Raw genomic sequence first — 22,494 nt, 5'->3', positions numbered from 1 at the left:
CATGTTAAACGCTATTCGTAAAAATGGTGCTGTTTTGGCAATTTTTGCTTGCGCATCGACTGGGGTGGTTGCCCTCACTCACTACTTAACAAAAGATCAAATCCACCATCAAGAGCAAGCGCAGCTACTATCGGTACTTAATCAAGTCATCCCGCATAATATGCATGACAACAGCCTGTATGAGTCTTGCACTTTGGTGAGCGATCCCAGTTTAGGCACTAAAGAAAGCCTGCCTGTATACATGGCGACACTCAATGGACAACCAAGTGCGTTAGCCATTGAAGCCATCGCGCCAGACGGTTATAACGGTGCGATCAAAATCATTGTCGGCATCGAGCAAGACGGTACGGTGTCGGGTACACGAGTGCTCAGCCATCAGGAAACCCCTGGATTGGGTGATAAGATCGATCTTCGTATCACGAATTGGATTCTGGGTTTTAGTGGCAAACAACTCACACCAGAAAACCAATCCGCATGGAAAGTACGAAAAGATGGCGGTGAGTTCGACCAGTTCACGGGCGCGACAATAACACCTCGAGCGGTTGTAAAAGCAGTCAAAAACACCGTACAGTTTGTAAACGAAAACCGCGATAGAATTTTAAGTCAACCACGTAACTGTGGAGGCAGTCATGAGTGATCACAAAACACTGATTAAAAATGGTTTATGGGATAACAACCCAGCATTGGTTCAACTTTTGGGGCTCTGTCCCCTATTAGCGGTCTCATCCACCGTCACCAACGCGCTTGGGTTAGGTATTGCAACACTATTGGTACTGGTTGGCTCCAATGTCACTGTCTCTCTTGTTAGGGATTACGTGCCAAAAGAAGTGCGTATTCCGGTGTTCGTTATGATCATTGCCGCTCTAGTAACTTGCGTTCAACTCCTAATGAATGCATACGCCTATGCGCTTTACCTCTCATTAGGTATCTTTATTCCCCTGATCGTAACCAACTGCATCATCATTGGCCGAGCGGAAGCATTCGCATCAAAAAATGCTGTCCTGCCATCAGCGCAAGATGGGTTTTGGATGGGGTTAGGTATGACAAGCGCGCTTGTCGTTTTGGGTGCAATGCGCGAGCTCATAGGTAACGGCACGCTATTCGATGGCGCAGATCTGCTATTAGGTGATTGGGCGAAAGCACTACGAATCGAAGTTTTTCAATTTGACAGCAGCTTCCTATTGGCCCTACTCCCGCCAGGTGCATTTATTGGTGTTGGGTTACTCATCGCTTTGAAAAACATCATTGATAAGAAAGTGGCAGCACGCCAACCAAAACAAGAAAAACCAGCGATCGAGCGCGTACGCGTCACCAACTAACACGATTGAATTCAAAAATAAATTACACTGGAAAGCAGCCTCAACATGAACAAAGAGAAACGCAGGCAAATACTTGAGCGATTGCGGGAAAACAACCCAAACCCTCAAACAGAGCTCAACTGGAGCACACCATTTGAGCTGCTCATTGCTGTTTTACTGTCAGCGCAGGCAACCGATGTCAGCGTCAATAAAGCCACCGATAAGCTTTATCCGGTCGCAAATACACCTCAAGGGCTATTTGACCTAGGCGTAGATGGGGTAAAGGAATACATTAAAACTATCGGACTTTTTAATTCAAAAGCAGAGAACGTGATTAAAACGTGCAAGATCCTGCTAGAAAAACACGGCGGTGAGGTGCCTGAAGATCGCGAAGCGCTAGAAGCCCTTCCAGGTGTTGGCCGAAAAACGGCAAATGTGGTTCTCAACACGGCATTTGGCTGGCCTACAATCGCTGTTGATACACATATATACCGTGTATCAAATCGCACCAAATTTGCAATGGGCAAAAATGTAGATCAAGTAGAGGAAAAACTCCTTAAAGTGGTACCAAAAGAGTTCAAACTCGATGTTCACCACTGGCTGATACTGCATGGTCGCTACACTTGTGTCGCTCGTAAGCCTCGCTGCGGAAGCTGTATAATTGAAGATCTTTGCGAATACAAAGACAAAGTATATCCAGAAGAATAGGAGAGTTAGACAATGTCGAATGGCAGAATTTTACACACAATGCTACGTGTGGGTGATTTAGATAAATCCATCAAGTTCTACACAGAAGTCATGGGGATGTCCCTTTTACGCACCAACGAAAATGAAGAGTACAAGTATACACTCGCTTTCCTTGGTTACGGTGATGAGTCTCAAGGCGCGGTTATTGAGCTTACGTACAACTGGGGCACAACCGAGTACAACTTAGGCAATGCTTATGGTCATATTGCGATTGGTGTTGAAGATATCTACACAACCTGTGACGCTATCAAAGCCATTGGTGGAAATGTAACTCGTGAGCCAGGTCCAGTAAAAGGCGGTTCAACACACATCGCTTTTGTTAAAGACCCTGATGGTTACATGATTGAATTAATCCAAATGTCGCAAGCATCTGCGGGCTTGGAAGGTTAATTACCTCACAAGATTAGGGTAGCTCATTCGCTGCCCTTTTTATTTGCCTTTACATGATAATGATTATCAATTAATCTTCTGTGAGTTTTTTAAAGGAGAATCACTTGATGGGCATATCAGAATGGGAAAAACATACTTTACTGGCTGATGTCGCACTTAAAGATAACGATCATCTGCGTAGCATCCTTCACTATCAACAAGCGCTGACACTCAGTGAGCGACTAAGTGAAGAAGATGAGGTCGACGTCGAAGACAGGCTAATGATCTCAGTGATTTCATGCCACAACATGGCCACCTTCTGGCGAAACGTTGGTGAGACCAAATATGAGCTGAAATATCTTCAGTTAGCCTCTGAGAAGGTGTTAACGCTTGTCCCCCAATGCCCTAAATCTGATTGCAGTGCATTTATTGATTCTATGGGGTGCTGTAGAAAAGCGCTGATAGACTTTATGAAAAGGCATCCAAACCCGAAGATAGCGCAACTCGTCCAAGATATTGATACAGTGACGAACTGTAACTTGATCGCGAAATTTAGATTAACTTAGCCCCACCACCTACATTTTCAGTAGCGGGGCATGGAACCATTAAACGTTGGTACGCCCCAGAGAGATCACCACCCTACGGTTTTTGTCTCTACCAATTGGCGAAGCATTATCTGCGATTGGGCGTCGCTTACCGTAACCCTGCACCTGAATGCGGTCTTCAGGTAACCCTAGAGACTTAAAATACTCTTGTAACACTTCTGCACGTTGATCAGATAAGCTTTGACTCGCGCTTTGGGATTCTTCTGACGCGGTATACGTCGAGACTAATACCAGATCAATATCCTGATTATGCTTTATATATTCTGCAATTTGCGCAAGTCGTTTCTGGGAACGTTTGTTGAGCTCCACACTTGAGCGATCATAGTGAAGGATTGTGAAAGCAATATCCTCAAAGCTGTATGGTAAAAGGTTGGCAATACAGTCACTAAATGCATTGTAAGACGGCTGAAAAAGCACAGAAGAAAGGGCAACTTCTACACGTTGATCACGTCTTTGCCACTCTTGATAACTAAAGGTTGGGTATCGACCTTGTTCTAGCTCGCTAAGAATACTCCAAGCCGTTTGCCCACCAACGTAACCATCGAACTGCTGAAAAAAACGAATATCCGTAATGCGCTCAGCCCCTTCTCCTGCCCTCCAAGCGGGTGGCATAGAAACCAAAGAAACATCCCGAGTTTCGCCCATCGGGCGCTTCATCTTTAACTCGAAATCGAGGTTTATTTTTTTACTCGCACGTGATGAAAATACCGCATCACCATAATTTGGAATCGGATGTACAAGACGGCATTCCAATGGTGTGTTGGTCAACATTTGCCACTGTGATTGTTGAGGTGATGCAGCGTAGCGGACATCCGTCGCCATTGCCGAGTAAGATACCGTGGCAATCGTTAGTGTAAGTCCTGTGGCAAGCAGTTTTTTCATCGGGGAGACTTCTCTTTAAACTCGGCAAGGCGTGAATTTGCCGCTTTTTGTTGATACACCAAACAGCAATGCAAAAACTCAGCCAAGTCCTATTCCCTACTGGCTAAATTGCCCTCAAATAAACCGCCACTAATCGACTAATATTAATTCAATAATCCGGTTTTTCTTACTGTAAGAATCTGCAATAATGCCGTCCTTGTCACACAATTTTGAGCCAACATGACTGTAGAAAACGAAGCATTGACGCTGAAAAAACGATTTCGCGGCTATTTTCCTGTGGTTATCGACGTAGAAACCGCAGGATTCAATTCTCAAACTGATGCACTTTTAGAAATCTGTGCCGTTACCTTACAAATGGATGAAAACGGCGATCTCCATCCAGCGTCAACCATTCACTTTCATGTCGAGCCTTTCGAAGGTGCAAACTTAGAAAAAGAAGCACTGGAATTTAATGGCATCCGTGATCCGTTTAGCCCACTGCGTGGTGCGGTCACAGAGTCTGAGGCACTAAAAGAAATCTATAAACTTGTTCGCAAAGAACAAAAAGCGGCGGATTGTAGCCGCGCCATTATTGTTGCCCATAACGCAACCTTTGATCACAGTTTTGTTATGGCGGCCAGTACGCGCAGCCAACTAAAACGGGTCCCTTTTCATCCTTTTGCGACTTTTGATACAGCGACACTCAGTGGCTTAGCCTATGGCCAAACCGTTTTGGCTAAAGCGTGCAAAACCGCAGGGATAGAATTTGACAACAAAGAAGCTCACTCAGCCCTATACGACACACAAAAAACGGCTGAACTTTTTTGCGGTATAGTTAATAAGTGGAAAAACCTAGGCGGTTGGCCACTCATTAATACTGATACCGATAACAATAAATAAAATGTAAACACAACCAATGAGAATAATATGAACCCAGTTGTAATTTCCGTATGTATCATGCTGCTGCTGGCACTGATGCGCGTGAATGTCGTGGTTGCTCTGACATTTAGCGCCATTGTTGGTGGACTCGTATCAGGCATGAGCCTTAACGATGCTGTCTCTGCATTCGAAAGTGGATTAGGTGGCGGCGCGACCATTGCACTAAGCTATGCCATGCTCGGTACTTTTGCTGTCGCCATTTCAAAGTCAGGGATTACTGACCTGCTCGCGAATAGCGTCATCAAACGTATTCACGGCCAAGAAAACAGCGCCGCTTCGACTGGCATGAAGTACGCGGTTTTAATCGCGCTAGTGCTTGTCACCATGTCTTCCCAAAACGTTATTCCTGTGCATATCGCCTTTATCCCAATTCTCATTCCACCTTTGTTGGGCGTATTTGCGAAACTTAGACTCGATCGTCGAATGATTGCATGTGTGTTAACGTTTGGTCTTGTCACTCCGTACATGGTTCTTCCTGTCGGGTTTGGTGGTATCTTCCTAAACAATATTTTGCTGAAGAACCTGCATGACAACGGCCTGGAAAATGTCACCGCAAGCCAAGTTCCCGTTGCGATGCTACTCCCTGCCGCTGGTATGATTTTTGGTTTACTCATTGCGATTTTCTTCAGCTACCGTAAACCTCGTGAATACAAAGAAACAGAGCTGACCCATGTGGACACTAATATGGACCACATAAACAAGAAGAGTATTCTTGTGGCTGTAATAGGTATCGTTGTGGCTCTATCTGCGCAGCTTTCTACGGGTTCAATGATCATTGGTGGACTAGCGGGCTTTATGGTGTTCACATTTGGTGGTGTGATTAAGTGGAAAGAAACCCACGACGTATTCACAAAAGGCGTTCACATGATGGCAATGATTGGTTTCATCATGATTGCCGCAGCAGGTTTTGCCGCCGTGATGAAACAAACGGGTGGCGTGGAATCATTAGTGGAAGCGCTGTCCACCAGCATCGGAGACAACAAACCACTGGCTGCCCTACTGATGCTCGTTGTCGGTTTATTGGTCACTATGGGCATTGGTTCTTCGTTCTCGACCATTCCAATTATTGCCACAATCTATGTCCCACTAGCACTTGCATTTGGCTTCTCACCAATGGCAACAGTAGCACTAGTCGGTACAGCGGCAGCACTCGGTGATGCGGGCTCCCCAGCGTCAGATTCGACGCTAGGTCCGACATCTGGTCTAAATGCCGATGAACAACACGAACATATCTGGGAAACAGTAGTACCAACATTTATTCACTACAATATCCCACTTATCGTTTTCGGCTGGATTGCAGCAATGATTCTGTAGCCCTATCCCGCACATACAAAAAAGCTGACCTTCAATGGGTCAGCTTTTTTTTCATCTAAGATTAGCCAATCTATAAACCGCAACAATAACCAAGCGAAAAGTAAGTTTTAGCGAGGTTTCACTGCTAATGATTAATCTTGTTTCGAAATCACAGCACTAATGACAGGTGCCATATCTTTCAGTAACTGTTCTTCAACAGGTTTACCTGAAGAGTCGGTCACGTTAATGGATGTACGGTTTCCTAAATCGCCTAACAAGAAGGTGTAAACACCCGATTTTAGCTCGATCGGTTTCACGCCAATATCTTCCCAAAACTCGTCATCTGGAGATGAATATTTCGCTTTTATCGTACCTTGAGACTGGTTACGCTCTTCGATAGTAAAACCAAACTTTGGCAACAATGCTGGTAGACGCGGCCACAACGTATCGTATGACGTACGCGCAATAATCACAGGGAAGCCACTTCGGTCCGAGCCCATGGTGATTGGAATGTATTTCACTAACTCTTGGGCTTTTCTTGCCGCTTCTTCGCGCAACTCAAGATCGTAACGAGCCGTCACCAAATTCGTCATAAGCGTGTTATAACGCTCTTTATTGGTAGACGTAATCGTTTTTTCCACGCCGCCCTGCTGCCAGTCAATCAGAGATAAATGGAAGCCATAGCGACCGTTACTTTCTACTTTTCTGATTTCATAACGTGCGCCGACGTCGGTATCTTCATCTTCTGATTTCCATACCACCCAGTCAGTAACGATCTTAGAATCACTTTGCTCACGAATACCAATATCTCGTCTATCGAGCATGCCTAATGCCGTTTGCCAAACTTTCTCTAATTCATCTTCACGCAGCAGCCAAAGTGTCGTTTCACCAAGCTTGCTTTCGACGCGTGCACCGGGAATCAGCTCCAAGACTTCCTGAGGAGGACGAATATCAACATTTTGTCCAACGCCGCCTTTAAAGTCACCTTGAGGGATATTGTAGTTAGCATAAAACTGCGGAGTGGCATCATCCGCCAATTTCCACACTTTCAGCGGAGTGGTATTCAAATATTCGAAGTCATCTTTCGCCTGACGTCGCTGTGTAGGGCTACTTGAACATGCGGATAAAACAAAAACAGCTAGCGAACTTAGTACTAGCTGACGTGACAATTTCATTGAAACTCCTGATAAGTAAATGCCGAAGAACTCACTTCGGCATATCATCTAAAATTTAGCAGATGCAAGCTTCCACCATTGCTTGAGCAACAATCGGACGAGCACTTTCGGACAGTTCCGTCATTGGCAATCGAAGGCTGCCGTTCGCAATCAAACCCATTTTGTGTGCGGCCCATTTTACTGGGATCGGGCTGGACTCAATAAACAGGTTTTTGTGAAGAGGCATTAATCGCTGATTAATCACTTCAGCTTCTTCAAACCTACCTTCTCTCGCAAGTCTGAACATTGTCGCCATATCTGCTGCTGCAATATTATTCGTTACAGAGATTACACCTTGGCCGCCTTGCTTAACAAAATCTAGGCCCGTCGCATCATCACCACTTAGTAAGATAAAATCTTCGCCACAAAGTTCACGATGAATTGCAATTCTGCTTAAATCACCGGTCGCATCTTTTAATGCAACGATGTTATCAATTTCGGATAGACGTGCCACTGTCTCTGGGTGCAGATCTACCGCCGTTCTTCCTGGTACATTGTACAGAATTTGTGGTACGTCACTTTCTTCAGCTATCGCTTTATAGTGCAGGTACAAACCCTCTTGCGTAGGCTTGTTGTAATAAGGTGTCACACTTAAACAACCAGAGATGCCCGAATTATTAAGCAAACGGCTGAACGTTACAGATTCATGAGTGGCATTCGCGCCAGTTCCAGCAATGATTGGAATACGGCCATCAGCAAACTCTACTGTTTTTAGGACAACTTTGACATGCTCTTCAACTGTAAGCGTTGACGACTCACCCGTCGTTCCAACCGCTACAATACCGTCTGAACCAGACTCTACATGATAGTCAACCAGCCTCTTCAAGCTGCCATAATCAACTTCACCATCACGATTAAACGGTGTAATTAACGCTACGATACTTCCTGAAAACATGTCCTTCTCCCTCATTTCTTGGCTTTCTGCATGGTACTGTAAGGCGATTGAAAAAGACAAGCGCTTAACACCGCTTAAATCACCTAAATGAATGAATATTTATCAGATGTTAGATATCTGGCAAATTACGCCTTTTATTTGCGGAGATGTCAGTCCAGAGTAAGGAAATTCGCCGGCAAAGAACAACTGACTAAAAATGATTCTAAAGCGCGGTAGCCCCATTTTTCTGGCCGCCATATGTGCTAAGCTAACGTATTAATAATCCTAACAAGATAGAAGTGATACTATGACTCAACATTTGGTGATTACTGCGGTAGGAACAGACCGCCCAGGGGTGTGCAACCAAGTTGTTCACCTGGTAACACAGTCCGGATGCAACATTGTTGATAGTCGCATTGCCCTATTTGGTAATGAATTCACCTTAATCATGCTGCTCTCTGGTACTAACGGGGCCATTACTCGCGTTGAAACAACGCTTCCTCTTCTGGGACAGGAACAAAGCCTGATTACCATCATGAAGCGGACTTCCACCCATGAGCCTCTTGATAGCTCTTACACTCTTGAAGTTTTCATTGAGTCCGATGATAAACCCGGCCTTACCGAGCACTTTACGCAGTTTTTTGCTAATAAAGAGATTGGCCTTTCATCGTTGAGTGCACAGACGATTGGAAAAGAAAAGCTGGCAACCGATTCCAACCAGTTCCACATAGCCATGACTGCAATTGTCGATTCCGAGTGTAACTTAATGCAGCTTCAAGAAGAGTTTGAGCAGCTTTGCAAAGAGTTAAACGTGCAAGGCTCATTAAATTTCATTAAAAACAGCCAATAGATAAAGGAAAAATAATGAACACCCTAACTGCAGGCGCTCCAGCCCCAGCCTTTTCACTGCTAGACCAAGATGGTAATACAGTGGCACTTTCTGACTTCGCGGGCAAAAAAGTCCTGTTTTACTTTTACCCGAAAGCAATGACACCAGGCTGTACAGTACAAGCTCAGGGCTTGCGTGATGTAAAAGCCGAATTGGATGCACACAATGTCGTTGTACTGGGCGTCAGTATTGATCCTGTAAAACGTCTGGGTAAGTTCATTGAGCGCGATAACCTAAACTTCACGCTGCTTTCAGACGAAGATCATGCGGTTGCTGAGCAGTTCGGCGTATGGGGCGAGAAAAAATTTATGGGTAAGGTTTATGATGGCCTACACCGTATCAGCTTCCTAATTAATGAAGATGGTGTGATTGAGCACGTGTTCAATAAATTCAAGACAAAAGATCACCACGAAGTGGTTCTGAATTACCTGAACGAAAACAAATAAGTTGTTTTATACATAAATACATAACGCCAGCGAAATGCTGGCGTTTTTCATTGTCGATCCAAACATGACCTTAGCAAGTTTAGCCTTTCAGCCTATCAAATGCTTACGTCAAAAGTTTCATCCACTACGCTTCGGCTTGTTTCTCGTCATCTTCATCAGAACTTGGAAGTGCGTGCCAAACGGCTTTGACTAAAGTCGCAAGAGGAATGGCAAAAAAGACGCCCCAGAAGCCCCACAAACCGCCAAAAACAAGTACAGCGATAATGATAGCGACAGGATGCAAATTCACCGCTTCAGAAAATAAGACCGGCACAAGTACATTGCCATCTAACGCTTGAATAATTCCGTATGCCAATAAAAGCCAATAAAAATCTGACGTCAGCCCCCATTGGAACAAACCGACCATTGCGACGGGGACAGTCACTGCTGCCGCACCTATGTAAGGGATGAGTACAGACAATCCAACAGCGACCGCTAGCAATACAGAGTAGCGAAGATCTAAGATGGCAAACGTGATGTAGCTGATGCCACCTACAATCAGAATTTCCATCACTTTGCCGCGAATATAGTTGGAGATCTGCTCGTTCATCTCAAGCCATACTTTGTTAGCAAGACGACGATTACGCGGCAGAATACCACTCGCCATTTGGATCATCTCTTGTTTGTCTTTTAGCAAAAAGAACACGAGTAGAGGCACTAAAATCAAGTAAACCGCTAACGTTGCTATGCTCACCAGTGACGCCAAAGAGCCTTTTAAAACGGACTCTCCCATTATTAGCACTTGGTTTTTGGCATTCGTTGCAATGGACTCAACAATTTCTAAATTTTCAAGTTCAGGGTAGCGCTTAGGAAGTTCCGCAATGACTTTTTGCAAGCCGCCGTACATAGTTGGAATATCATTAATGAGGTTACCCACCTGATTCCAAATAGTCGGAACTAAACCAAATACGGCAATTAGCATAACGCTAATAAAGCCTAAAACGACAAAGATGACTGCGAGTGTACGAGGAATGCCTACGCGAGATAATTGTACAACTGGCCACTCTAAAAGATAAGCAAGCACTATCGCCACAAGTAATGGTGCAATCAGGTTGCCAAAGAAATAGATAGTAATAAAACCAAATAGAAGAATGGCAATAAGACTGGCTGCGTGAGGATCCGAGAAGCGTCGTTTATACCAACGACTTACCATTTCAAACATTTAACAAATTTCCTTCGTCACGTGCATACGGAAGTAGCCATCCAAATCTTCACAAGTCAATTTAACCATTTGCTTTTGAAGATATTTCTTTATATCACTAAACGAGCTAGGGTCACTAACTAAAATGTGGATTTCTTCGCCAATTTCTAACCCATTAGTGTGACGTTTAGCAAGTAACAGCGCCAATGGGCATCGCTCTTGGCGTAAATCCAAAATATTAGGTTCCATTCTTTCGCTCGATGCTTATCATGTTGAGCATTGTATAGTGTTTTTTTACACGCGTCAGTGTAAATAGAAACCGTCTGTACACTTTAACTTACTTCTGACGAACCAAAGAGGCGCAGTACTTTAGATGTAAGTCGCAGTTTGGGAAACCTTCCGACTGAAGCGGTGTCAAAAGATATATCTGTCAAACCAACAACCATGGTCTAGACAACTATTTCAACGGAGTATCATTTACAATTTATGTTTAAACGTACGCGTTCATTGCTGTGCCTTTGTATTGCTTCGGCTCTCATCTCGCCATCAACAATGGCTAACAGCCTCGAACTTCCGGATATAGGAACAACGGCTAGTGGTACTTTGTCCATCGCTCAAGAACTGCAATACGGTGATGCCTATATGCGTATGCTTCGCAGTGGCAAACCGATTGTTAACGACCCCGTTATAAATGAGTACATCAGTAACTTAGGACACCAGCTGGTTGCGAAAGCGGACGATGTGAAAACACCGTTTACTTTCTTCATGATTCGCGACAGGAACATCAACGCATTTGCCTTTTTTGGCGGTTATGTCGCGTTACATTCTGGTCTATTTCTTCATGCGCAAAGCGAAAGTGAACTTGCGTCCGTTGTTGCTCACGAAATAGCTCACGTGACCCAGCGACATCTCGCTCGTAGTATGGAAGAGCAAGCCAAACGAACACCAGCGACGATCGCAGCCTTAGCCGGATCGTTACTGCTTGCTATTGCGTCTCCACAAGCGGGTATGGCAGCGATTACAGCGACAACTGCAGGTAATATGCAAGGCCAGATTAACTACACCCGTAGTAATGAGAAAGAAGCGGATAACTTCGGTATAGCAACACTAGCAAAAGCTGGGTTCGAAGCTCAGGCGATGCCGCGATTTTTTGGCCGATTAGCCGACGAATATCGTTATGCGAGCAAACCGCCACCAATGCTGCTCACCCACCCATTGCCTGAAGACCGCATTACCGATAGCCGAGCCAGAGCTCAATCCTATCCCAAAGCACATGTGTCAGCTTCATTAGACTACCACCTTACTCGCGCTCGTGTGATTGCACGTTATACAGACGTGGGTGCAAAAGCGGCACATGATTGGTTTGATAGAGCAGAGAAAAAATCACCAGCCAACTTGAAACCCGCGTTCCAATATGGGCGAGCCTTAGTGCACCTTGACAATAAAGAGTTAGATCAGGCGAGCACCCTGCTACACGCATTAGTAAAAAATGACCCAAACAATGCTTTTTATCTCGATGCATTATCGGATTTGTACATTCATCAAGAGCAGTCGGGTAAAGCGGAAACCATGCTTGTTAAAGCACTTAAAGCCTCTCCAAATAACGCCGTCATTACGATCAACTATGCCAACGTGCTTATAAAGCTTGAAAAATTTGACGATGCCATACGTGTTCTTCAACGATACACCCATGACAATCCTAATGATGTGAATGGCTGGCATTTACTATCAGAAGCGAATATTCGTGCAGGTAACAGTAGTGAAGACCTAGCAGCTCGTGCAGAGATTCTCGCGCTCAAAGCAAATTGGAATAAAGCCATTCAGTACTACACTCAGGCGAGTCAACTCGCTGAGCTAGGAAGTTTACAACAAGCGAGATACGATGCTCGGATAGACCAACTTATGGTTCAAAGAGAACGTTTCTTAGCCTTACAATAAAAACAGGAGTTAAGTTTATGTCTGTCGTGATTTATCACAATCCACGCTGTTCAAAGAGCCGCCAGACCCTGGCTCTGCTGGAAGAAAACAACGTCCAGCCAGAGATCATTAAATACCTTGAAACGCCACTCAGTGTTGAAGAGTTAAAATCACTTTATGCTCAGCTTGAATTAGATGAAGTGAGAGGCATGATGCGTACCAAAGAAGACATCTATAAAGAGCTTAATCTAGCCGACGCTTCTGATGAAGAGCTGTTTTCAGCCATGGCAGAAAACCCGAAGCTAATGGAACGCCCTGTCGTGGTTAACAATGGAAAAGCGCGTCACGGCCGTCCTCCGGAGCAAGTTTTAGAGATTCTATGATCTGTCAGATAATCATTCTGTATTACAGCCGCCACGGTTCTACCAGAAGTATCGCCAGACAAATCGCAAGAGGGGTTGAATCGACCCCGAACTGTGAAGCGGTATTGCGTACGGTTGAAGAGATTAGTGGTGCGAGCCCGTCACCTGATCCCGTTGTAACGCTCCAAGAGTTAAAACAATGTAATGGTTTAGCGATGGGTAGCCCGGTTTGGTTCGGCAACATGGCTGCGCCACTCAAACACTTCTGGGATCAAACTACGCCGATTTGGGTTTCTGGCGAGCTTATCGACAAACCTGCCTGCGTGTTCAGTTCATCTTCGACTTTGCACGGTGGCCAAGAAGCGACCCTACAAAGTATGATGCTGCCATTATTGCATCACGGCATGATGATTTTGGGCATTCCCTACTCTGAACCCGCATTGCATACAACGTCTAGTGGTGGGACGCCTTACGGAGCGACGTCTGTCTCTTCATCTAAAACGGGGTTAACCGCTGAAGAGATAGAGTTAGCACAGCAATTAGGCAAGCGGTTGGCACATGCAGCGTTAAAAATGAAGGACAGATAAAGATGCAAGAGATGCAGCCTCAAACAAAGCTTTTTCGCCTCCTCGCTTTGTTTGGTAATTTGGCACTACTTTCATGGATAGCATTGTGGCAGCTGTCACTTTCTCCTCATCCACATATTAGCAGTACAACCTTGGCCATTGCTTGGGCTGTGCCACTGTTATTGCCACTTCCGGGTATATTAGCAGGTAAGCCTTATACGCACGCTTGGGCAAATTTTGTCCTCATGCTCTACTTCTTACACGGCTTCACTATTCTGTATATTGATGATGGTGAACGCTGGTTAGCGGTCGTTGAGCTATTACTGACCACCATCGCCTTTCTGGGAAACATTCTTTATGCGCGAGCACGAGGAAAAGAGTTGGGGATGAAGCTAAAGCGACTATCTAAAGTCGAAAAAGAAGAAAAAGAACGTTTTGAGTCAAAATAGACACGACTCTTTCCAAACTCAAACATAGCAATTAAAAAGGGCCTGAATATCAGGCCCTTTGTGTGAGTATTCACTCAGTTTTCTAAAGAGCGAGAGTTAATTTTCGTCTACTGTCGCTTCTTTATCTTGCTCTTCTGATGCGTTATCGGATCGCGCCTCAGGCTTCCCTTGCCACTCAAAGGTCAGAGTCGGAGCAACAGTGTCTGATGCCTCCACAGTTGGTACTTCTTCAACAACCGCGTTACTGATTTCTCCACTGATTGCGCTGTGCTTAGACACTTCATTCGCATTATCTTGCTGTACCACGGGAACGCTGCGGACAAGCTCTTGCTGAAATTCTTCTCTTGAGGAGAGTAAATGAAGGTTGAGCACCACTTTTGCGCCTTGCATGTTTATCACATCAATAGAAGCAACTGAGTTAAGCTGGTTAAGTTTGCTTTCAAGAATAAAAAAGCTGATAGGATCATTAAGTGCTGTAAATTGAACCGTTAATGAAGCCTTAGACTCACTTGCCACTTTTACTGAGTTTTTTTCAGCGAAATAGTCACTTACATCACTCACCATATCAGATTCCGCTTGAGCACCACTGCTTGCCCCTGAAACAATTTCTTGTTTACTCTGACCCATCGCGACGGGTTTTTGATCGTATAGTGTCCAGCGTAAGTCGCTTCCTTCGCCCTTCACCACTAACACAGCATCAACCGGATAACGTTGGCTTGCCTGCCCCACAACTTTAGCAAAGCCTCCCCATAAGTCAGAAGCTGTCACGCCTGTGATATCCGCGAAGTCACCAACAGGTACAAGCAGTGGTAACCCTCTACGTTGAGCGGCATCCCTTATTGCACTGAGTACTGAAGAGTCCGAGTGTTCCCAGATAATTTCACGTTCCGAACGCTCCTCGACTAACCAAACCAGTATTGTTGAACGTTCTTCTGGCCATAGCGGAAGTCCTGCCTGAACCAACAACGATTTCATTTGTGAGTCATTAAACACCATTGCGACTCGATTTTTTCCGTCAACACGGCTCGTACGTATTTTTTCAAGATAGTCACTACTCTGACTCAACGCTTTTTGTACAACACTGTTCGAGATCGCCTCTTTCTGGCCAGATGCCCTAACAATGACTTCCTTCATTCCTTCAACACGCGCTTTTTCATCTGCGTCGGTTACTGTGCTTTCAAGTACAACTTCCGTCTTAAACAGATCAACGTGAGTAACCGCCATTGCAGGAAAACCGGTGAATGCTAAAGCAAGTAGAGCGAGATATCGCATAACGTTCCTAGTATTTAATTCTTAATTTCGACAACAAATGATAAGCAACAATCAAAAAGTGGGCAACTAAATGACTGGTTTGTAAAAAATAAAACTATCACCAACCGCTCATCAACGTAAACAAATTCGAAAACAAAAAAGAAATTATTGATCCTGATTAGATTACAATCGATTGCGATGGTGATAGAATCCCGCGAATTTTATTTTATACATGGGTGAATCTTAATAAATTCACCCTTTTCGCAAGTTATAGGAATAAAAACATGAAAAATGCCATTCAAGGTGCTCAAATGTTGTTTGTCGCATTTGGTGCACTCGTTCTGGTTCCGCTTTTAACCGGACTAGACCCTAGCGTCGCTCTCTTTGGTGCTGGTGTCGGCACTCTCCTCTTCCAAGTTGTTACTCGTCGTTCTGTTCCTATCTTCCTCGCTTCTTCTTTCGCTTTCATTGCTCCTATTCTTTATGGTGTCCAAACTTGGGGTATCCCAGCAACTATGGGTGGCTTAATGGCTGCAGGTTGTGTGTATGTAGCAATGGGTGCATTAATTAAAGCGCGCGGTGTTGAAGTCATACACAAACTGCTACCACCAGTGGTCGTCGGCCCAGTAATCATGGTTATCGGCCTCGGCCTAGCACCTGTCGCCGTCAACATGGCACTTGGCAGAGGTGGTGACGGTGCTCAGCTTGTGGACGCAGATGCATCACTGATTATCTCTTGTGCTTCTTTGCTGACAACGATTGTATTAAGTGTATTTGCAAAAGGCTTCCTAAAGCTCATGCCAATTCTGGGCGGTATCATTGTGGGCTACTCTCTGAGTTTATTCTACGGCATTATCGATTTTACGCCTGTCAAAGAAGCGGCTTGGTTCGCAATGCCTAACTTCACCTTGCCTGAATTCAACATCAACGCGATTCTGTTTATGATTCCTGTAGCTATAGCTCCAGCTGTTGAACACGTCGGTGATATGTTGGCGATTTCAAACGTGACCGGTAAAAACTACCTTAAAAAGCCAGGCTTACATCGCACAGTAACGGGTGACGGTATCGCTACCATCGCTGCGTCTATGGTAGGCGCTCCGCCAAATACGACGTATTCGGAAGTAACTGGTGCGGTAATGCTAACTAAAGCGTTCAACCCTGTGATTATGACTTGGGCTGCGGTAACTGCAATTGTTCTAGCTTTAGTCGGTAAACTCGGTGCAACTTTACAGACAATCCCTATGCCAGTGATGGGCGGGATCATGATTCTTCTGTTTGGTTCAATCGCGACTGTTGGCCTAAATACGCTTATCAAAAACAACGTTGATCTGCACAACTCTCGTAACCTAGTGATCGTTGCTATCACCTTGGTGTTCGGCATTGGTGGTATGGCGTTTGGTATCGGCGAATTCAGCCTGCAGGGTGTGAGCCTATGCGGTATCGTGGCTATTATTCTCAACTTGGTACTGCCGAAAGATCTGGGTGAAAACCACGTTGTCGATAACGCACAAATGGAAGATGAAACTCGTTAATCCATTTTTCAAGTTTCTCAAAAAGGCTGACGATAAATGTCAGCCTTTTTATTTTTTAATTATTCATCCATTGCGCCAATGTCATAAGCATTGCGTCATAAACACAGCTCTGCAAATTGGCCACGAGTAAGTGTTGCCAAATCTTTTGCTGCGAGTTCTATTTCTAAGCCACGCTTACCCGCACTGACACAGATTGTCTCCATATCCAACGCGCTTTGATGGATAAACGTAGGTAACGCTTTCTTTTGTCCTAATGGGCTGATCCCACCGACAACATAACCCGTTGTTTTCTGAGCGATGTCTGGATCTGCCATGTCCGCTTTTTTCGCTTTTGCGGCTTTCGCTGCGAGCTTCAAATTTAGCTTCTGGTTCACTGGAATAACGGCAACAGCCAAATTTTTGGGTTCACCATTTACGCAAAACAGTAGAGTTTTAAATACTTGAGCCGGGTCTTGCCCCAACACCTCTGCCGCTTCCATGCCGTAGCTAGCTGCTCTAGGGTCATGATCGTATTGATGGATGGTATGAGCGATCTTTTTCTTCTTAGCGAGATTGATTGCTGGAGTCATAGGTTCTCCAATCGAACGGAATAAAGTTGTGTAAAATTAACAGCAAAAAAAACGCTGCATAATATGCAGCGCTTCTAGTTAAAGAGATTTCTATATTGAAGTCAATTTACTTGTAAACAATCTCGCCAGATGGCGCGAATTTATTCACATCCACAGGACTATTCGCTTCCAAGAAATCTTTTAGCACTTCCGCATCAACAAAGCCCGTGTTTACAAAACCTGGATGGCCAGTCAATTTAGGGTAGCCATCACCACCAGCCGCATTAAAGCTTGGCACGGTAAAACGGTAAGTCTTGTCTAAACGTAGCTGTTGTCCATCAATGAATACATTGGATACTTCACCATTTGATACGGTCATTGAGATACCAGCAAACTGCGCATAAGCACCAGAATCTACTGGTTTAGTCGCGACTACGTTTAGGTAATCCAGAACTTCTTTACCGCTCATATCAGTGTAAGTCAGAATATTTGCAAATGGCTGAACTTTAAGAACGTCTTTATAAGTGACGTCACCAGACTCGATAGAATCACGGACACCGCCTGAGTTCATCACAGCGAAGTCCGCTTTTGCGCGCTCCATGTGTGATGCCGCAATTAGACGACCTAGGTTAGTCTGTTGGAAACGCACCACATTACGGTCACCTTCAAGTTTACCGTTGATTTCAGCGATGTTAACCCCTAACTGAGACTGACCTTTTTCTTGGAATGGGCGTAAGAACTCAAGCAACGCTTGGTCTTGTTTGATTTCATCTTCGATCAATACACGCTGAGATTCGCCGTTAACTTTAATTTTCTTCTTCAAGTTAACTGGGATTAGATCGTAGCTCACCATCTCTAGTTCGCCATTACGGAATTCGTAGTCTGCGCGACCGACGTATTTACCCCATTCGTGTGCTTGAACGATGTAAGTACCATTTTGCATATCTGGCTTACATTCATCAGAAGGCGCGAAGTTCTTCTTCACAACGTTTGCCGCTTCCATACAAACAGGCTCTTGAGAGTGACCACCTACGATCATGTCTAGAGAACCTTCATCAAGGTAACGAGCAAGAGCAACATCACCCGGTGCGTTTACACCACGGTTACCATCTTCGTAGTGGCCCATGTGAGTAACCGCGAAGATAAGATCTGGTTTTTCAGTTTTCTCTAGTTCAGCAATGAGCTTTTTCGCTTCTTCTTTAGGATCACGGAACTCGATACCATCAATGTTTTCTGGGTTAACAATTTTTGCCGTATCTTCTGTTGTCAGACCGATAACCGCAATTTTGATGCCTTGCTTGTCAAACATTTCGTAAGCCTGGAACATGCGCTCGCCAGTCTCTTTGTCGTAAATGTTTGCTGAAAGCATTGGGAAACCAGCCCACTCTTTTTGCTTAAATAGAACGTCTAGCGGGTTATCAAACTCATGGTTACCCAGCGCCATTGCGTCGTAACCAATTTTGTTCATGCCTTTGAAGTCTGGTTCAGCGTCTTGAAGGTCTGACTCAGGAACACCTGTGTTAATGTCACCGCCAGATAGCAGCAGCACGCTACCACCTTCGGCTTGGATATCTGCACGCAACTCATCGATCAGAGTCTTGCGCGCTGCCATACCATATTCACCATATTGGTTCTGCCAGAAACGACCGTGGTGGTCATTGGTGTGTAAAACCGTCAGCTTATAAGTTTTATCCGCTTCCCACTCATGCTGAGGTGCTGTTGCACAACCAACTAGAGTTGCAAGAATTGCAGCGCTCAATGCGCTTTTTACGATCAGGCCTTGCTTCATTGTCATACCTTTTGAACTTTTTAGGGTTTCCACTGCTTTTTTTGTTACTGCTCTAATGAATAGACAAATTCAGAAAAGAAGTCCGATGAGAGCAGTAAAACTTGAACCAGTTTAAATTAACAACAAATGTCTGACATACTGATTTCATATTTATGTAGAGCAGATCACCTAAAACACTCCAAAAATGTGTAACAAATCAAAGCAATTGCAACTTACTCATCAAATGATCACAAGCAAACGTTTAACTAAGAAAAGGCAGTTAAACAACTGATATTGCGAGTGAAATCTCGATTTAAACAGGATTAATTCATCAATATTGAAAAACAAAAAAGGCTGGCGTTTTAAGCCAACCTTTTCATTTAAATCATCGATGATTACAGATTACTTGATATCGATATGGTCGAAGCCTTTAATCAAATCGTCCAATGCTTTCATCTGAGCTAAGAAAGGTTCTAGCTTATCTAGTGGAAGTGCTGATGGGCCATCACACTTTGCCTGCTCTGGATTTGGGTGAGCTTCAATGAACAAGCCAGCAATACCTGTTGCCAGACCTGCTTTCGCCAGTTCAACGGTTTGCTCACGACGACCACCAGAAGCCGCGCCTGATGGGTCACGCATCTGCAGTGAATGAGTAACATCAAAGATGATTGGGCTGCCGTTAGAGACTTTCTTCATCACACCGAAACCAAGCATATCAACCACTAGGTTGTCGTAACCATGGCAAGAACCACGCTCACAAAGGATGATGTTTTCGTTGCCACACTCAGCAAATTTCTCAACGATGTTACCTACCTGGCCAGGGCTCATAAACTGAGGTTTCTTCACGTTGATCACTGCGCCGGTTTTCGCCATCGCTTCTACTAAGTCAGTTTGGCGAGCTAGAAATGCTGGTAGTTGGATAACATCAACCACATCAGCCACTGGTTGAGCTTGCGCTTCTGTGTGTACGTCAGTGATAATTTTTACACCGAATGTGTCTTTCAGTTCTTGGAAGATTTTCATACCTTCTTCTAGGCCTGGGCCACGGTATGAGTGAACCGAACTGCGGTTTGCTTTATCGAAAGAAGCTTTGAATACGTAAGGAATGCCCAATTTTTCAGTGACTTTTACGTAGTGCTCACAAATCTGCATCGCCATATCACGAGACTCAAGCACGTTCATACCAGCAAACAGTGTGAATGGCTTGTCGTTAGCTACTGGAATATCTCCAACGTGAACGATTTTCTGTTCCATTTTCTTCTCTCTATTCAATTTTGTTGTCCACTATAACCAAGATGGACTTAGTGCAAAGTGACTTGAGTTGAACTCATGGCACTCACTTGATTTTTTAACAACTCAGATGCCGGATCATCAGGACAATTATCGATGAAGTACTGATAATCTGTCATGGCGATCTGATAACAATCTAGTTGTTGATAGATAAACCCACGATCTCGTATTTCATATGGATCATCCGGGACAAATGTCAGTGCCAGATCACTACACCTCAGAGCCAAAGTATAATGCTCTTCTCTCAGCAAGGAGCTTTTCAATACAGCCAACCAACGGCCAATCACTGTTGGATTATCTGTTTCTTCTAAATGTGCTGGCTTTAACTTAGCAAGCGGGCCTTTATGCCCAATCAGCCATGCACCAAGCGTACGCTCAGAAACAAACTCACCATTGAATGGATTGATATATTGAGGGGCTTCGCCATACCACTCGACTCTCACCAAGAACTGACTTGGAAATGTAACGCCTTTTAGCGGGAAACCCAATTTGCGACCGAAATACAGAAGCAAAGCGCCTAGACTCACAGGTATTCCTTTGCGTCTTTCCAGAACTTTATCGATAAACGCGTTTGAGGAGTCAAAATAGGCGTCTTGATCACCCTGAAATCCCCACTCGTGATAAAACAGGCGTAACAACGTATCAAAACGCTGTTTTTCATCCGTTTCATGAGCCAAGGTTAATTCGGCTTCTTGCAGTAATCGATGTAGTTCATTTTCAGCCCACTGAACTTTCGTTTCCGGGTTAACGGCTTTGTTTAAAACCAGCGCCCCTTCCGCAAGCTCTATTGCATCGAAATCCTCATCAAATAACTCAAGCATGATGGGTTACCTACCTAATTAACCGAACAGTATCGGGGTTTTCGTTACTGCAAGTTTGCCCGCAATGGCTAACCAGCCTAGAGCGCCAAAAAATGAAAAAGTGCGTAGCAATCTATTTTTACCTAACTTCAGTGCGAAGAAACCAAGTGCAATATAAGCCAACACACAAGTTAGCTTTTCTGTCAGCCAAGGGGCAGCATCGGTAAACGGGATAAAGCCGCTAATGAAAACAAGTATTAAGCCCGTGCCTAACAAAAAGGTATCGTTAATATGAGGAAATACTTTGAAAAACTTCTTATCCAACAGCTTTGAGTTTGCCATCATCAAAGCATATCGCACTGAAAGCATGGTTGCGCTGATCGCGATAGTAAGGAGATGGAAATGTTTAATTCCTTCGTACATGATTGCTTCTCTTATTTTGTTGAGCACCAACGGCCAATCGTTACTCGGTCATTGTCGCCATAATCTTTATAGGTATTCACTTGGTCGTAACCAAGATTGCTCAGTATTTCTCGTACCGCTACGCCTTGGTCGTATCCATGCTCGAACATCAACCAGCCGCCCTCTAGCAGGTAGTTGGGGGCCGCTTGGGAAATGTATCTGATATCCGCTAAACCGTTATCGTCGGCAACTAATGCACTGAGAGGCTCAAAACGAACGTCTCCCTGAGTCAGGTGTGGATCAGTTTTCTCGATATAAGGTGGGTTTGATACGATTAGAGCAAACTGTGTGCCAGTTTCGATAGGCTCGAACCAGCTGCCCGAGCGAAATTCAGTGTTGGTAAAACCTAATCGCTCTGCGTTTTTCTCAGCCAGCTCTTTCGCTTCCGTTTTAACATCGACTCCCCATACTTTTCGCTGAGGAAGTTCAGAGGCAAGTGCAAGTGCAATAGCACCCGTTCCCGTACCGAGATCGAGTATATCTCCTGACGTTTCTAAAGCCTTATCCAACGCGATCTCAACTAAACGCTCGGTGTCAGGGCGTGGAATTAAGGTGCTTGGTGAGACGGCAAGAGGCAATGACCAAAACTCTCGTTCACCGATAATGTAAGCGATTGGCTCTCCGGTTAAACGGCGATTCAAGATCTGTTCAAACGAAGCAAGCTGCTCAGAATCCAGCTCTTTTTCGGGCCAAGTAAGAAGAAATGAGCGAGGCTTGTTTAAGGCATGGCAAAGAAGAACCGCAGCATCAAGAGAGGGCGAATCACTGCCACTCTCCTGAAGTTGCATAACGGCTTTTTTTAGTGTGTTTTCAACACTGTGTTCAGCCGACATC

26 protein-coding genes are annotated in these 22,494 nt (G+C 44.6%); 14 read left to right on the top strand and 12 right to left on the bottom strand.

Annotated elements, in window-relative coordinates; genetic code table 11:
• Position 1: 1 nt before the first annotated feature.
• The 5 genes from rsxG (at position 2) to NP165_RS03980 (ending at position 2,980) form a co-directional block, all read left to right on the top strand.
• Positions 2–637: an electron transport complex subunit RsxG gene (gene rsxG / locus NP165_RS04000; protein WP_257085031.1), complete on the top strand. Its 636-nt coding sequence runs from the start codon at positions 2–4 to the stop codon at positions 635–637.
• Positions 630–1,319, top strand: coding sequence for an electron transport complex subunit E (locus tag NP165_RS03995; RefSeq protein ID WP_257085030.1), 690 nt, complete (start codon positions 630–632; stop codon positions 1,317–1,319). The genes rsxG and NP165_RS03995 overlap by 8 nt, the downstream gene beginning before the upstream one ends.
• 45 nt (positions 1,320–1,364) lie before the next feature.
• Positions 1,365–2,006, top strand: a complete 642-nt coding sequence (nth, locus tag NP165_RS03990) for an endonuclease III (protein WP_257085029.1) — start codon at positions 1,365–1,367, stop codon at positions 2,004–2,006.
• 12 nt (positions 2,007–2,018) lie between these two features.
• On the top strand, positions 2,019–2,435 hold the full coding sequence (gene gloA / locus NP165_RS03985) for a lactoylglutathione lyase (protein WP_257085028.1): 417 nt from the start codon (positions 2,019–2,021) through the stop codon (positions 2,433–2,435).
• A 107-nt stretch (positions 2,436–2,542) separates the two neighbouring features.
• A complete protein-coding gene (locus tag NP165_RS03980; protein WP_257085027.1) occupies positions 2,543–2,980 on the top strand; it encodes a DUF2753 domain-containing protein in 438 nt (145 codons plus the stop codon).
• A 39-nt stretch (positions 2,981–3,019) separates the two neighbouring features.
• Here the strand turns inward: NP165_RS03980 and motY are convergent, their stop codons facing one another.
• Positions 3,020–3,901 carry a flagellar protein MotY gene (gene motY / locus NP165_RS03975; RefSeq protein WP_257085026.1) on the bottom strand — a complete coding sequence of 294 codons (882 nt, stop codon included), beginning with the start codon at positions 3,899–3,901 and terminating at the stop codon, positions 3,020–3,022.
• A gap of 219 nt (positions 3,902–4,120) precedes the next feature.
• On the opposite strand from motY, the gene rnt reads away from it, so the two are divergent.
• Both rnt and NP165_RS03965 read left to right on the top strand, forming a co-directional pair.
• Entirely contained in the window at positions 4,121–4,780 is a 660-nt protein-coding gene (gene rnt, locus NP165_RS03970; RefSeq protein WP_257085025.1) for a ribonuclease T, read from the top strand.
• A gap of 27 nt (positions 4,781–4,807) precedes the next feature.
• Positions 4,808–6,133: a Na+/H+ antiporter family protein gene (locus NP165_RS03965; RefSeq protein ID WP_257085024.1), complete on the top strand. Its 1,326-nt coding sequence runs from the start codon at positions 4,808–4,810 to the stop codon at positions 6,131–6,133.
• 131 nt (positions 6,134–6,264) lie between these two features.
• Here the strand turns inward: NP165_RS03965 and bamC are convergent, their stop codons facing one another.
• The gene (gene bamC / locus NP165_RS03960; RefSeq protein ID WP_257085023.1) at positions 6,265–7,287 is read right to left on the bottom strand and encodes an outer membrane protein assembly factor BamC; all 1,023 of its coding nucleotides are present in this window, start codon (positions 7,285–7,287) and stop codon (positions 6,265–6,267) included.
• 55 nt (positions 7,288–7,342) lie between these two features.
• On the bottom strand, positions 7,343–8,221 hold the full coding sequence (dapA, locus tag NP165_RS03955; protein ID WP_257085022.1) for a 4-hydroxy-tetrahydrodipicolinate synthase: 879 nt from the start codon (positions 8,219–8,221) through the stop codon (positions 7,343–7,345).
• Between the two features lie 286 nt (positions 8,222–8,507).
• Here dapA and NP165_RS03950 point away from each other — a divergent pair, with 286 nt between their 5' ends.
• Positions 8,508–9,050, top strand: a complete 543-nt coding sequence (locus NP165_RS03950; protein WP_257085021.1) for a glycine cleavage system transcriptional repressor — start codon at positions 8,508–8,510, stop codon at positions 9,048–9,050.
• Positions 9,051–9,064: 14 nt separating this feature from the next.
• Entirely contained in the window at positions 9,065–9,535 is a 471-nt protein-coding gene (gene bcp, locus NP165_RS03945) for a thioredoxin-dependent thiol peroxidase (RefSeq protein ID WP_257085020.1), read from the top strand.
• 124 nt (positions 9,536–9,659) lie between these two features.
• Here bcp and NP165_RS03940 read toward each other — a convergent pair whose 3' ends face one another.
• Positions 9,660–10,736, bottom strand: coding sequence for an AI-2E family transporter (locus NP165_RS03940; protein WP_257085019.1), 1,077 nt, complete (start codon positions 10,734–10,736; stop codon positions 9,660–9,662).
• Entirely contained in the window at positions 10,737–10,964 is a 228-nt protein-coding gene (locus NP165_RS03935; protein WP_257085018.1) for a sulfurtransferase TusA family protein, read from the bottom strand.
• A 237-nt stretch (positions 10,965–11,201) separates the two neighbouring features.
• Here NP165_RS03935 and bepA point away from each other — a divergent pair, with 237 nt between their 5' ends.
• The 4 genes from bepA to NP165_RS03915 are packed head-to-tail and all read left to right on the top strand — an operon-like array spanning position 11,202 to position 14,009.
• A complete protein-coding gene (gene bepA, locus NP165_RS03930) occupies positions 11,202–12,653 on the top strand; it encodes a beta-barrel assembly-enhancing protease (protein WP_257085017.1) in 1,452 nt (483 codons plus the stop codon).
• Positions 12,654–12,670: 17 nt separating this feature from the next.
• Positions 12,671–13,015 (top strand): arsenate reductase (glutaredoxin), encoded by a 345-nt coding sequence (arsC, locus tag NP165_RS03925; RefSeq protein ID WP_257085016.1) that lies wholly within the window; start codon positions 12,671–12,673, stop codon positions 13,013–13,015.
• Positions 13,012–13,581 (top strand): NAD(P)H:quinone oxidoreductase, encoded by a 570-nt coding sequence (gene wrbA, locus NP165_RS03920; RefSeq protein WP_257085015.1) that lies wholly within the window; start codon positions 13,012–13,014, stop codon positions 13,579–13,581. Before arsC ends, wrbA begins: the two co-directional genes overlap by 4 nt.
• A 2-nt stretch (positions 13,582–13,583) precedes the next feature.
• Complete coding sequence (locus tag NP165_RS03915; RefSeq protein ID WP_257085014.1) at positions 13,584–14,009, top strand: DUF2069 domain-containing protein; 426 nt, start codon at positions 13,584–13,586, stop codon at positions 14,007–14,009.
• 96 nt (positions 14,010–14,105) lie between these two features.
• Here the strand turns inward: NP165_RS03915 and NP165_RS03910 are convergent, their stop codons facing one another.
• Positions 14,106–15,281 (bottom strand): DUF2066 domain-containing protein, encoded by a 1,176-nt coding sequence (locus tag NP165_RS03910; protein ID WP_257085013.1) that lies wholly within the window; start codon positions 15,279–15,281, stop codon positions 14,106–14,108.
• Between the two features lie 263 nt (positions 15,282–15,544).
• Here NP165_RS03910 and NP165_RS03905 point away from each other — a divergent pair, with 263 nt between their 5' ends.
• A complete protein-coding gene (locus NP165_RS03905; RefSeq protein ID WP_257085012.1) occupies positions 15,545–16,792 on the top strand; it encodes a uracil-xanthine permease family protein in 1,248 nt (415 codons plus the stop codon).
• 95 nt (positions 16,793–16,887) lie between these two features.
• Here NP165_RS03905 and ybaK read toward each other — a convergent pair whose 3' ends face one another.
• From ybaK to prmC, 6 genes are all read right to left on the bottom strand, one after another.
• The gene (ybaK, locus tag NP165_RS03900; RefSeq protein ID WP_257085011.1) at positions 16,888–17,361 is read right to left on the bottom strand and encodes a Cys-tRNA(Pro) deacylase; all 474 of its coding nucleotides are present in this window, start codon (positions 17,359–17,361) and stop codon (positions 16,888–16,890) included.
• A 106-nt stretch (positions 17,362–17,467) separates the two neighbouring features.
• Positions 17,468–19,129 carry a bifunctional UDP-sugar hydrolase/5'-nucleotidase UshA gene (gene ushA / locus NP165_RS03895; RefSeq protein ID WP_257085010.1) on the bottom strand — a complete coding sequence of 554 codons (1,662 nt, stop codon included), beginning with the start codon at positions 19,127–19,129 and terminating at the stop codon, positions 17,468–17,470.
• A gap of 381 nt (positions 19,130–19,510) precedes the next feature.
• Entirely contained in the window at positions 19,511–20,362 is an 852-nt protein-coding gene (kdsA, locus tag NP165_RS03890; protein WP_257085009.1) for a 3-deoxy-8-phosphooctulonate synthase, read from the bottom strand.
• A gap of 47 nt (positions 20,363–20,409) precedes the next feature.
• Positions 20,410–21,219, bottom strand: coding sequence for a SirB1 family protein (locus NP165_RS03885; RefSeq protein WP_257085008.1), 810 nt, complete (start codon positions 21,217–21,219; stop codon positions 20,410–20,412).
• A gap of 18 nt (positions 21,220–21,237) precedes the next feature.
• Positions 21,238–21,621 carry a SirB2 family protein gene (locus NP165_RS03880; protein ID WP_257085007.1) on the bottom strand — a complete coding sequence of 128 codons (384 nt, stop codon included), beginning with the start codon at positions 21,619–21,621 and terminating at the stop codon, positions 21,238–21,240.
• Between the two features lie 11 nt (positions 21,622–21,632).
• Entirely contained in the window at positions 21,633–22,493 is an 861-nt protein-coding gene (gene prmC / locus NP165_RS03875) for a peptide chain release factor N(5)-glutamine methyltransferase (protein ID WP_257085006.1), read from the bottom strand.
• Position 22,494: the final 1 nt, after the last annotated feature.

Origin of the sequence: Vibrio japonicus, assembly GCF_024582835.1 — a bacterium.
GTDB classification, from domain to species: Bacteria; Pseudomonadota; Gammaproteobacteria; order Enterobacterales; family Vibrionaceae; genus Vibrio; species Vibrio japonicus.
Note: the sequence above shows the minus strand (reverse complement) of the source record. Positions and strands in the feature narration are given on the sequence as shown.